General features: G+C 41.1%; 7 protein-coding genes. All 7 read left to right on the forward strand.

Annotated features, from left to right (window positions below; genetic code table 11):
- Positions 1-13: 13 nt before the first annotated feature.
- The 7 genes from rexB to B7703_RS08600 all read left to right on the forward strand — a co-directional run bounded on the left by rexB (position 14) and on the right by B7703_RS08600 (position 12,718).
- Positions 14-3,289, forward strand: a complete 3,276-nt coding sequence (gene rexB / locus B7703_RS08565) for an ATP-dependent nuclease subunit B (RefSeq protein WP_084924624.1) — start codon at positions 14-16, stop codon at positions 3,287-3,289.
- Complete coding sequence (addA, locus tag B7703_RS08570; protein WP_084924440.1) at positions 3,286-6,936, forward strand: helicase-exonuclease AddAB subunit AddA; 3,651 nt, start codon at positions 3,286-3,288, stop codon at positions 6,934-6,936. The genes rexB and addA overlap by 4 nt, the downstream gene beginning before the upstream one ends.
- Positions 6,937-6,953: 17 nt before the next feature.
- Entirely contained in the window at positions 6,954-8,132 is a 1,179-nt protein-coding gene (locus tag B7703_RS08575) for a hypothetical protein (RefSeq protein ID WP_084924442.1), read from the forward strand.
- 190 nt (positions 8,133-8,322) lie between these two features.
- Positions 8,323-9,174: a ribosome biogenesis GTPase YlqF gene (gene ylqF / locus B7703_RS08580; RefSeq protein ID WP_000201310.1), complete on the forward strand. Its 852-nt coding sequence runs from the start codon at positions 8,323-8,325 to the stop codon at positions 9,172-9,174.
- Entirely contained in the window at positions 9,161-9,940 is a 780-nt protein-coding gene (locus tag B7703_RS08585) for a ribonuclease HII (RefSeq protein WP_084924444.1), read from the forward strand. Before ylqF ends, B7703_RS08585 begins: the two co-directional genes overlap by 14 nt.
- Positions 9,941-9,956: 16 nt before the next feature.
- Positions 9,957-11,507, forward strand: coding sequence for a ClC family H(+)/Cl(-) exchange transporter (locus tag B7703_RS08590; RefSeq protein WP_084924445.1), 1,551 nt, complete (start codon positions 9,957-9,959; stop codon positions 11,505-11,507).
- Positions 11,508-12,505: 998 nt separating this feature from the next.
- Positions 12,506-12,718, forward strand: a complete 213-nt coding sequence (locus B7703_RS08600; RefSeq protein ID WP_225902443.1) for a hypothetical protein — start codon at positions 12,506-12,508, stop codon at positions 12,716-12,718.
- The last annotated feature ends 17 nt before the right edge of the window (positions 12,719-12,735 follow it).

Raw genomic sequence — 12,735 nt, forward strand, 5'->3', positions numbered from 1 at the left:
TAACGAGGCAGAGATGAAATTACTTTATACTGATATTCGGACTTCTTTGACTGAAATTCTAACCAGAGAGGCGGAAGAGCTAGTTGCTGCTGGCAAGCGGGTCTTCTACATCGCTCCCAACTCTCTTTCTTTTGAAAAGGAACGCGCCGTGCTGGAATGCTTGTCCCAGCAGGCTTCTTTTGCGATTACCGTCACGCGCTTTGCGCAGATGGCTCGTTACCTGATCTTGAATGACTTGCCTGCCAAGACCAGTCTAGATGACATTGGTCTTGGGATGGCCTTTTACAAATGCCTTGCCGAACTTGATCCCAAAGACTTACGAGTATACGGAGCCATCAAGCAGGATCCTCAGTTTATCCAGCAGTTGATTGAGCTTTATCACGAGATGACGACTGCTCAAATGAGTTTTTTGGACTTGGAGAGTTTGACGGATGAGGACAAGCGAGCAGACTTACTCTTGATTTTTGAGAAAGTAACGGCATATCTCAATCAAGGGCAGTTAGCTCAGGGAAGTCAGTTGTCCCATTTGATTGAAGCTATTGAGAATAACAAAGTTAGTAGTGATTTTAGTCAAAACGCCTTGATTATTGATGGATTTACTCGTTTTTCTGCTGAGGAAGAGCGAATTGTGGACCTACTTCATGGTAAGGGTGTTGAGATTGTCATTGGAGCCTATGCTAGTAAGAAAGCCTATACCAGTCCATTCGCTGAAGGCAATCTCTACCAAGCCAGTGTGGAGTTTCTCCATCATCTAGCCTCTAAATACCAAACTCCTGCTCTGGATTGTTCTCAAACTCATGAAAAGATGGATAGTTTTGACAAGGCCTCTCGTTTGCTGGAGTCTTCTTATGACTTTTCAGAATTAACATTGGATGTCGATGAGAAGGACCATGATAACTTACAAATCTGGTCTTGCTTGACGCAAAAGGAGGAGTTGGAGCTAGTAGCCCGCAACATTCGTCAGAAATTGCATGAGAACTCAAACCTGAGCTACAAGCATTTTCGTATTCTCTTAGGGGATGTAGCTTCTTACCAGTTATCGCTGAAAACCATTTTTGATCAGTATCAGATTCCTTTCTATCTTGGTAGAAGCGAATCCATGGCGCACCACCCCTTGACACAGTTTGTCGAATCTATTTTAGCTTTGAAACGCTACCGTTTTCGTCAGGAGGATTTGATTAACCTTCTCAGAACAGGTTTGTATACCGACCTTAGTCAGGCTGATATTGATGCTTTTGAGCAATATATCCGTTATCTTGGTATCAATGGCTTGCAAGCCTTTCAGCAAACCTTTACCAAATCCCACCATGGAAAATTTAATCTGGAACGTTTAAATGCTCTTCGTCTGAGAATTTTAGAGCCTCTTGAAACTCTCTTTGCCAGTCGAAAACAGAAGACTGAAAATCTCTTGCAAAAGTGGAATTCTTTTCTAAAAGAAGGAGCTGTGACCAAGCAGTTACAAGATTTGACAGCCACTATGGAAGCTATAGAACAGGAAAGACAAGCCGAAGTTTGGAAGGCTTTCTGTCATGTTTTAGAACAATTTGCGACTGTTTTTGCTGGTTCACAGGTTAATCTGGAGGACTTCCTAGCCTTGCTTCATTCTGGGATGAGCCTATCTCAGTACCGTACTATTCCAGCAACCGTAGATACCGTTCTGGTGCAGAGCTACGATTTGATCGCACCTCTTACAGCTGACTTTGTCTATGCCATTGGACTGACTCAGGACAATTTGCCAAAAATAGCGCAAAACACCAGTCTATTGACAGATGAAGAAAAACAGAGTTTAAACCAAGCGACAAAAGAGGGGGCGCAATTGCTGATTGCCAGCAGTGAAAACCTCAAGAAAAATCGCTACACTATGCTTTCCTTGGTCAATTCTGCGCGTAAGCAGTTGATTCTGTCATCTCCAAGCCTTTTTAATGAAAGTGAAAGCAAGGAGTCAGCTTATCTTCAAGAGCTGGTGAGTTTTGGATTTAGTCGAAGAGAAAAGAGAATGAGCCATAAAAATCTTAGCAAAGAAGATATAGGTTCATATCACAGCCTTTTGTCCAGTCTGGTTGCCTATCACCAGCAGGGCGAGATGAGTGAGACTGAGCAAGATTTGACATTTATTAAAGTTCTAGCGCGTGTCATGGGTAAAAAACTAGAACAGCAAGGTCTGGAAAATCCAGCCCTCCCAACCAGCCCAAGCAGTAAACCCTTAGCAAAGGACACCTTACAGGCTCTCTATCCTGCTGAACAGGAATTTTACCTGTCTACCTCTGGTTTGACGGAGTTTTACCGCAATGAATACAGTTATTTCCTCCGCTACGTGTTAGGCTTGCAGGAGGAATTGCGCCTGCGTCCAGATGCTCGTAGTCATGGGAATTTCTTACACCGCATTTTTGAACGTGCCTTGCAGTTGCCTGATGAAGATTCCTTTGACAAACGTCTAGAACAAGCTATCCAAGAAACCAGTCAGGAACGAGAATTTGAGGCCATTTATCAAGAAAGTTTGGAAGCTCAGTTTACCAAGGAAGTTCTACTTGATGTTGCACGGACGACTGGACAAATTCTCCGCCACAATCCAGCCATCGAAACAATCAAAGAGGAAGCGAATTTCGGTGGGAAAGAGCAAGCCTTTATTCAGTTGGACAATGGGCGCAGTGTCTTTGTACGAGGCAAGGTGGATCGGATTGACCGTTTGAAAGCTGATGGAGCGATAGGAGTAGTAGACTACAAGTCGAGTCTAACTCAGTTCCAGTTTCCTCATTTCTTTAATGGGCTCAATTCCCAGTTGCCAACCTATCTAGCTGCCCTAAAAAGAGAAGGGGAGCAGAACTTTTTCGGCGCCATGTACTTGGAAATGGCTGAACCCGTCCAATCTCTGATGGCCGTTAAAAGTCTGGCAGGTGCAGTAGTAGAAGCTAGCAAATCAATGAAATACCAAGGCCTCTTTTTAGAAAAAGAAAGCAGTCATTTGGGTGAATTTTACAATAAAAATAAGGCCAATCAGCTGACAGATGAGGAATTCCAGCTCCTGCTGGACTACAATGCCCATCTTTACAAGAAAGCAGCTGAGAAAATTTTAGAAGGTCAGTTCGCCATTAACCCTTATACTGAAAATGGCAGAAGTATTGCACCGTATGTTCAGCAACACCAAGCCATCACCGGATTTGAAGCCAATTATCACTTGGGTCAAGCCCGTTTCCTAGAAAAGTTGGACTTGGCTGACGGTAAGCGGCTGGTTGGAGAAAAACTCAAGCAAGCTTGGTTTGAAAAAATAAGAGAGGAGTTGAATCGATGAAGCCCATTCCCTTTTTAACTGAGGAGGAAATTCAAAAACTGCAAGATGCAGAAGCGCATTCGAGCAAGGAACAGAAGAAAACTGCCGAGCAAATTGAAGCCATCTACACTTCTGGTCAAAATATCCTTGTTTCAGCGTCGGCTGGTTCTGGGAAGACTTTTGTCATGGCCGAGCGTATTCTGGACCAATTGGCGCGCGGTGTCGAAATTTCTCAACTCTTTATCTCAACCTTTACCGTTAAGGCTGCGACTGAGCTTAAGGAACGTTTGGAGAAAAAAATCAGCCAACAAATCCAAGAGACGGATGGTGTCGAGCTCAAACAACACTTAGGCCGCCAGTTGGCAGACCTACCCAACGCTGCTATCGGAACTATGGACTCTTTCACACAAAAATTCCTTGGCAAACATGGTTATCTAATTGATATTGCGCCTAATTTCCGTATTTTACAAAACCAGAGCGAGCAACTCCTTCTAAAAAACGAAGTCTTCCATGAGGTCTTTGAAGCGCATTACCAAGGAAAACAGAAAGAGACCTTTAGTCATTTGCTGAAAAATTTTGCTGGACGTGGAAAAGATGAACGAGGGCTGCGACAGCAAGTCTATAAAATTTATGACTTCCTCCAATCCACCAGCAATCCTCAGAAATGGCTGAGTGAATCTTTCCTCAAAGGCTTTGGAAAAGCTGATTTTACTAGTGAAAAAGAAAGACTGACTGAGCAAATCCAGCAAGCCCTTTGGGATTTGGAAAGTTTCTTCCGTTATCATCTGGATAATGATGCCAAGGAGTTTCCAAAGGCTGCTTATTTAGAAAATGTTCAGTTGATTCTGGATGAAATTGGCTCCTTAAATCAAGAGTCCGATAGGCAGGCTTATCAAGCAGTGCTTGCGCGTGTTGTCGCAATTTCAAAAGAGAAAAACGGTCGGGCCCTGACTAATGCCAGTCGTAAGGCTGATTTGAAGCCACTGGCTGATGCCTACAACGAAGAAAGAAAGTCCCAGTTTGCTAAACTAGGACAACTGTCAGACCAGATAACCATTCTCGACTATCAAGAACGTTATCATGAAGACTCCTGGGAACTAGCTAAGACTTTCCAAGCCTTCATGAGTGATTTTGTAGATGTCTATCGTGAACGTAAGTGCCAGGAAAACGCCTTTGAATTCGCTGATATCAGCCATTACACCATTGAGATTTTAGAGAAATTCCCGCAAGTTCGTCAGGCTTATCAGGAGCGTTTCCACGAAGTCATGGTCGATGAGTATCAGGATACCAACCATATTCAAGAACGGATGTTGGAATTGCTGTCTAATGGTCACAATCGCTTTATGGTGGGAGATATCAAGCAGTCCATCTATCGTTTCCGTCAAGCAGACCCGCAGATTTTCAATGAGAAATTCCAACGCTATGCGCAAAATCCACACGAAGGCAAGCTGATTTTGCTCAAAGAAAATTTCCGTAGTAGTTCAGAAGTGCTATCAGCAACCAATGATGTTTTTGAACGTCTTATGGACCAAGAAGTCGGAGAAATCAACTATGATAACATGCACCAGCTTGTCTTTGCCAATACCAAACTGACTCCCAATCCAGACAACAAGGCAGAATTTCTCCTCTACGATAAGGACGACACAAGTGATGAAGAAGAGGGTCAGGCAGAAACGAAACTAACAGGCGAAATGCGCTTAGTTATCAAGAAGATTCTGAAACTTCATCAGGAACAAGGTGTTGCCTTTAAAGAAATTGCCCTTCTGACCTCCAGTCGCAGTCGTAATGACCAGATTCTCCTCGCCCTGTCTGAGTACGGAATTCCTGTCAAAACTGACGGTGAGCAAAACAATTATCTCCAATCCCTAGAAGTGCAAGTCATGCTGGACACCCTTCGTGTCATTCACAATCCCCTGCAAGACTATGCCTTGGTTGCCCTTATGAAGTCTCCAATGTTTGGTTTTGATGAGGATGAGTTAGCACGTTTGTCCCTTCAGAAAGCAGAGGATAAAGTCCAAGAAAATCTATATGAGAAACTGATCAATGCTCAAAAACTGACAAGCAGCCAAAAAGGATTGATTCACACAGCTCTAGCTGAGAAACTAAACCAATTCATGGATGTCCTAGCTTCTTGGCGCCTGTATGCCAAAACCCACTCCCTCTATGACCTGATTTGGAAGATTTACAACGACCGTTTTTATTATGATTATGTGGGAGCTTTGCCAAATGGTCCTGCTAGACAGGCCAATCTCTATGCCCTAGCACTGCGTGCTGATCAATTTGAAAAGAGCAAGTTCAAAGGCTTGTCTCGTTTTATTCGTATGATTGATCAGGTTTTAGAAGCCCAGCACGATTTGGCAAGCGTGGCAGTCGCACCGCCAAAAGATGCAGTAGAGCTCATGACCATCCACAAGAGTAAAGGGCTGGAGTTTCCTTACGTCTTTATCCTCAACATGGATCAAGATTTCAACAAGCAAGACTCTATGTCAGAAGTCATTCTCAGCCGTAAAAATGGGCTTGGTGTCAAATATATTGCCAAAATGAAGACAGGAGCAGTAGAAGAACACTATCCTAAAACCATCAAACTCTCCATTCCTAGTCTGACCTATAGACAGAACGAAGAAGAATTACAGCTGGCAAGCTATTCTGAGCAAATGCGTCTGCTGTATGTTGCCATGACGAGGGCTGAGAAAAAGCTCTATCTTGTCGGCAAGGGTTCTCGCGAAAAGTTGGAAGCCAAGGAATATCCAGCAGCTAAAAATGGAAAACTAAATAGCAATACTGGACTTCAAGCCAAGAATTTCCAAGATTGGCTTTGGGCTATCAGCAAAGTGTTTGCCAAGGATCATCTCAACTTTAGCTATCGTTTTGTTGGTGAAGATCAGCTGACCAGAGAAGCTATCGGAGAGTTGGAAAACAAGAGTCCTCTCCAAGATAGCTCCCAAGCAGACAATCGCCAATCAGAGACCATCAAAGAAGCCCTTGAAATGCTGAAAGAAGTGGAAGTCTATAATACTCTTCACCGCGCAGCCATTAAACTGCCTAGTGTTCAAACTCCAAGCCAAATCAAGAAATTTTATGAACCTGTTATGGATATGGAAGGTGTCGAAATTTCTGGTCAAGGTCAGTCCGTAGACAAGAAATTTAGCTTTGATTTACCAGATTTTTCAACCAAAGAAAAGGTAACAGGAGCTGAGATTGGTAGTGCTACCCACGAACTCATGCAGAGAATTGACCTCAGTCAGCGACCAACACTTGCTAGCCTGACAGAAACTCTCAAACAAGTTCAAACTAGTCCAGCTGTTAGAGACAAGATCAATCTTGCTAAAATTCTTGCATTCTTTGACACAGCTCTCGGTCAGGAAATTCTTGCTAATACCGACCATCTCTATCGCGAGCAACCCTTCTCCATGCTTAAACGAGACCAAAAGAGTCAGGAAGACTTTGTTGTCCGTGGTATCCTTGATGGCTATATTCTTCACGAAGACAAAATTGTTCTGTTCGACTACAAGACAGACCGCTATGATGAGCCAAGTCAACTCATAGACCGTTATCGTGGTCAGTTAGCCCTATACGGAGAGGCTTTATCTCGAGCCTATTCGATTGAAAATATTGACAAATACTTAATTTTACTCGGTAAAGACGAGGTTCAAGTTGTAAAAGTATAATCTAGAAAGGAGACCTCATGACACTTCCAGTTAGAAAATCCCTGCATGATGCGGTTTTACAGGCTTCAAAAGCTGATACTTGGGAACAAGCTACCAAGGAATGGAATGAAGTTTCCTTGATTTTTAACGGTATCGGCCGTAGCAATTGTGTCTGTGGAAATGCTATCAAATATGCTTACGAACTCTTTAACGGTATCACAGGTCAACGCCTCTTTCCGATTGGTAGCGACTGTGTTCGGCATTTTCATCGATTGTCTCTTGACCAGCAACTGGAAGAGGAAGAAAAACTACTCAGAAAGGTTGAAAATCTGACCAGAAAAGCCCAGAAAAAGGAAAAAATAAAGGTCAATAAAAGTGACTTTGACGAGCGCCTTCTAAAATGGCTCTGGGAAAAAGGTGTTTTCAAACCTAATCGTGGGAATCAATTCACACCTGAGAGAGACTACCAACTCTTCCTAGAAGTCTTTCAGGGAGGCAGTTGGACCAAGGCTGAGCCAAAGAAAAAGGCTCGCATGGAAGAAGTTCTTGAAAAGTGTATCAAACCCTTTTTACTAGGAAAACCAGATGACCAACTCTACCTTGTCAAGCTAGGAAAGGAAAAAATCGACTACGAACAAGAACTACGTATCCAGGCAGAGAAGGAGCGTAAGAAAAGAGATAAAATCGCCAAGCAATATGCAGACAATCTGGTCCTAGCCATGGGACCAGCAGAGCGTGCTTATCAGGATTACTTTGGCTTTACAGAAACTCTTACCCAAGAAGAACGCAAGTGGGAGAAAATACTTTTTGGTAAAAATCGAACAGAACGGGTTATCAAGGCTAAACAATTCCAAAAAGAGCTGGAAAAAGACAAACTAATTGCGAGTCAGGATCCAATTGAAAGAAAGCAGAAGCAGAACTGGCTCCTCAATTCCTATTTTCGTGAGCTTCCTGAAGAAAAAGCCCGATTTTCTAGGCTCTTATTAGAATATCGAAAAAGTGGTGAAGTACCCTTTTCATCCGAGTATCTGTCCGATCATCTCATCGACTTTTTCTATAAAATGAAAGCTTTTGAATTTGAAATCTCACCAGAACAAGTTCGAGATTTTCTAAAAGAAAGCCTCCAGACAGACATTCTATCCTCAGCACAAGAAAGCTGGATAGAAGGAATTCTGACAAATTGCATAGTCCCATTTTTATCTCGAATACTCATCTAAAACTAAATATATAAGTCTTAGAATTTTATATAAAGTTAATATATAAATTAAGTAGATTTGAAATCAGCCTTCCTTTATAAAGTAGCTATTACAAATAAAAGCCTGTGCAAAAGCACCTAATTTATGATAGAATAGATGGTGAGAAAGAAAACGTTTTATTACGTTTTTTTAGTCGGAAGGGGAAAATATTATGGCTACTATTCAATGGTTTCCGGGCCACATGTCTAAGGCTCGGCGGCAAGTTCAGGAGAATCTTAAGTTTGTTGATTTTGTGACGATTTTGGTGGATGCTCGACTACCTTTATCTAGTCAAAATCCTATGTTAACCAAGATTGTTGGGGATAAACCAAAGCTTTTGATTTTGAATAAGGCAGATCTGGCTGACCCCGCAATGACCAAAGAATGGCGTCAGTATTTTGAATCACAGGGAATCCAAACTCTGGCTATCAACTCCAAAGAGCAAGTAACTGTAAAAGTTGTTACTGATGCTGCTAAAAAGCTCATGGCTGATAAGATTGCACGCCAGAAAGAACGAGGTATCAAGATCGAAACCTTGCGGACCATGATTATCGGAATTCCAAATGCCGGTAAGTCAACTCTCATGAACCGTTTGGCTGGGAAAAAGATTGCAGTTGTCGGCAATAAACCAGGTGTGACCAAGGGGCAACAGTGGCTCAAAACCAACAAAGACCTTGAAATTTTAGACACACCAGGGATTCTCTGGCCTAAGTTCGAAGACGAAACCGTAGCTTTGAAACTAGCCCTAACAGGAGCCATTAAAGATCAACTACTCCCAATGGATGAAGTGACCATTTTTGGTCTCAATTATTTCAAAAAACATTATCCAGAAAAGCTAGCTGAACGCTTCAAACAAATGAAGATAGAAGAAGAAGCACCTGTTATCATCATGGATATGACTCGTGCCCTTGGTTTCCGAGACGACTACGACCGCTTTTACAGCCTCTTCGTCAAGGAAGTCCGTGATGGAAAACTCGGTAACTACACCTTAGATACATTGGACGACATCGATGACGACGATTAAAGAAATCAGAGAAGTTCTGGCTACTGTCAAAGACTTAGACACTCCTCTTTTTCTGGAATTCGAAAAAGATCCTCGTTCTGGGGTTCAAAAGGAAATCAGCAAGCGTAAAAAAGCCATACAGGCTGAACTGGATGAGGACCTTCGTTTGGAATCCATGCTTTCCTATGAAAAAGAGCTTTACAAGCAAGGAGTGACCTTAATAGCAGGTGTTGATGAGGTCGGCCGTGGTCCTCTGGCTGGACCCGTAGTCGCTGCAGCTGTTATTTTACCTAAAAATTGTAAGATTAAAGGCCTCAACGATAGTAAAAAAATCCCCAAAAAGAAACATCTGGAAATTTATCATGCTGTTCAAGACCAAGCCTTAGCAATCGGCATTGGAATCATGGATAATCAAATCATCGACCAAGTCAATATCTATGAAGCAACCAAACTAGCCATGAAAGAAGCAATCTCCCAGCTCAATCCGCAACCTGAGCACCTCTTGATAGATGCCATGAAACTGGAGTTACCAATTTCACAAACCTCCATTATCAAAGGAGATGCTAACTCCCTCTCCATCGCAGCTGCATCTATAGTGGCCAAGGTGACACGGGATGAATTGATGAAAGAATATGATCAGCAATATCCTGGATATGATTTTACAGCTAATGCAGGCTATGGAACAGCTAAACACCTAGAAGGACTGGAAAAATTAGGTGTCACCCCAATTCACCGAACCAGTTTTGAACCAGTCAAAACACTGGTTTCAGGAGAAAAAGAAAGTTAAGTTAGAAGGAATGATTATGGAGGAACAGTCAGAAACACTCAGTTCCAAGAAAGAATTTGCCTTTGCCTCAAGTACTATATTATCCCAAGTTGGACGAGGAATCATTGTTGGTCTCATTGTTGGAATTATCGTTGGATCCTTTCGTTTCTTAATTGAAAAAGGATTCCACCTGATACAAGGACTTTATCAAGATCAAGCGCACCTAGTGCGCAATCTTTTTGTACTGGTTTTATTTTACTTACTCATCTGCTGGCTCAGTGCGAAATTAACTCGATCAGAAAAAGATATCAAAGGCTCAGGAATTCCTCAAGTCGAAGCCGAATTAAAGGGATTGATGACTCTCAACTGGTGGGGAGTTCTTTGGAAAAAATATATTCTAGGAATTCTTGCTATTGCAAGTGGCCTCATGCTGGGGCGTGAAGGACCAAGTATTCAACTTGGAGCAGTCGGTGGTAAAGGAATTGCCAAATGGCTCAAATCCAGTCCAGTAGAGGAACGTTCCCTGATTGCGAGTGGAGCTGCCGCTGGTCTAGCTGCAGCCTTTAATGCACCGATTGCAGGGCTTCTCTTTGTAGTAGAAGAAGTCTACCATCATTTTTCTCGCTTTTTCTGGGTTTCTACTCTCGCAGCTAGTCTCGTAGCAAACTTTGTCTCACTACTCATATTTGGCCTAACGCCAGTGCTAGACATGCCTGATAATATCCCTCTCATGACCCTAGATCAGTATTGGATTTACCTCCTTATGGGAGTTTTTCTTGGACTATCTGGTTTTCTCTATGAGAAAGCTGTGCTCAATGTTGGTCGAGTTTATGATTGGCTTGGTCAAAAAATCCGTTTGGATAGAGCTTATTATCCAATTTTGGCCTTCATTCTCATCATACCAGTGGGAATTTTCTTACCCCAAATCCTTGGTGGTGGAAATCAGCTGGTTCTTTCCCTAACTGAGCAAGATTTTAGTTTCCAAGTTCTATTAGTTTACTTTTTGATTCGTTTTATTTGGAGCATGATTAGTTATGGAAGTGGCCTTCCAGGAGGAATTTTCCTACCAATTTTAGCGCTTGGTTCCTTACTTGGAGCCCTAGTTGGTGTTATTTGTGTCAATCTTGGACTTGTCAGTCAGGAGCAATTCCCTATATTTGTCATTCTGGGAATGAGTGGCTATTTTGGAGCAATATCCAAGGCTCCCTTAACTGCTATGATACTCGTAACTGAGATGGTAGGAGATATTCGCAATCTCATGCCACTCGGACTTGTGACCCTAGTTGCCTACATCATCATGGATTTACTCAAGGGTGCACCAGTCTATGAGGCTATGTTGGAAAAAATTCTGCCAGAAGAAGCGACAGATGAAGGAGAAGTCACCCTCATTGAAATTCCTGTATCAGACAAAATCGCTGGAAAACAAGTACACGAACTCAACTTACCACATAATATCCTCATCACAACTCAAGTCCATAATGGCAAGAGCCAAACTGTTAACGGTTCAACCAGAATGTATCTCGGAGATATGATTCACCTAGTTATTCCAAAAAGTGAAATTGGGAAAGTCAAAGATTTGTTGTTGTAGGAGTTTTTACATAATTTATGTTATGTAAAAATAAATTTCTTAATTAAATATATTAGAAAACCGATTCTCAACAATGAGATCGGTTATTTTTTACAGATAAGATATTTCACATACAAGTAATTGAACTTTGGTAAAAATAAGACTATAATCAAGTTAGAAATGAAAAGCATAAAGCTAGAAAGGAGTTTACTGTATCAAATCTGTACAGTAAGATTAAAATTATGAAAAAGAAAACAATAGCAATTATACAATGTATTTTGTGTCTCATAGCTCCTTATATAGCTCTTCAGTTATGTAGAATGAACAGAAGTTTCGTTACTGATAATCTTCTTTTTTATTTTCCTTATTCTGCTGACTATTTCATTCTGGTTTAGTATTTGGAAGCTAGAAAAAGCACTAGCTAATGATTCATAATAATAACTCCAAAGACTTAGCTCTGTTTTACACAAAAACTTGAAATTTTTGTACTTTTCCCTAGACAGTGGATAAACCCTTGATACGAGTGAGTTTAAGGGGTAATGTACACTCTTTGAAAAATGTACTTTATAATCGAAATGTACTTTATTTTAAGGCTGGATAAAGTACATTTTTTGATTCAGTAGCTTAGATGCGTAATGTACAAAAATCCTCCCTTTTATGCTATTTTTGTTCCAAAAAAAATTTTTTAGAAAACTAAAAGTTTATGTACAATTGACTAAACTAGAGCTAAACCATTGATAAAACTGAATTAGAAGGATAAAGTACACTCATTAAGCAGTGTACTTTATTTTTGTTTTGTACATTATTTTAGAGTGTTATTTTGTATGTTTTATAGTACATAATATCATCTAATCTAAGGAATTGATTTGTACATTTTTTACTCTAGCAGTCTCAGAAGAAGTGGTTGTTCAATTGTACATTTTAAAAATATGAGCGTATCTTGCGTAAGAGCATGCTTTATATTTATATTTTATTGATGGTATAATTAGAAGGCAGATTTTTCGGAATTATTACTAGAGATGATTAACGATACTTTAAATCAATTAGTAGCCAATGCCAAGAGTGTAATGTACGAAAATACACTTTTGTTCAGATGTGAGGAAGCTGAAATAGTCGCAAGAATAAATCAAGAATGGTTCAAACCCTTCGCAGCCTCAGAGACAATGTATATGATGGTTTTTGAAGCTATAGAAGCTATAAAGGATTACTCTGATGCAGTTAATAATAATTAACAGCCCTCAATCAGATC

The organism is Streptococcus mitis (genome assembly GCF_002096735.1).
Taxonomy (GTDB): domain Bacteria; phylum Bacillota; class Bacilli; order Lactobacillales; family Streptococcaceae; genus Streptococcus; species Streptococcus mitis_CZ.

Coding starts and splice junctions, on each gene's coding strand:
- rexB (WP_084924624.1), top strand. CDS start 14: ATGAAATTACTTTATACTGATATTCGGACTTCTTTGACTGAAATTCTA.
- addA (WP_084924440.1), top strand. CDS start 3,286: ATGAAGCCCATTCCCTTTTTAACTGAGGAGGAAATTCAAAAACTGCAA.
- B7703_RS08575 (WP_084924442.1), top strand. CDS start 6,954: ATGACACTTCCAGTTAGAAAATCCCTGCATGATGCGGTTTTACAGGCT.
- ylqF (WP_000201310.1), top strand. CDS start 8,323: ATGGCTACTATTCAATGGTTTCCGGGCCACATGTCTAAGGCTCGGCGG.
- B7703_RS08585 (WP_084924444.1), top strand. CDS start 9,161: ATGACGACGATTAAAGAAATCAGAGAAGTTCTGGCTACTGTCAAAGAC.
- B7703_RS08590 (WP_084924445.1), top strand. CDS start 9,957: ATGGAGGAACAGTCAGAAACACTCAGTTCCAAGAAAGAATTTGCCTTT.
- B7703_RS08600 (WP_225902443.1), top strand. CDS start 12,506: ATGATTAACGATACTTTAAATCAATTAGTAGCCAATGCCAAGAGTGTA.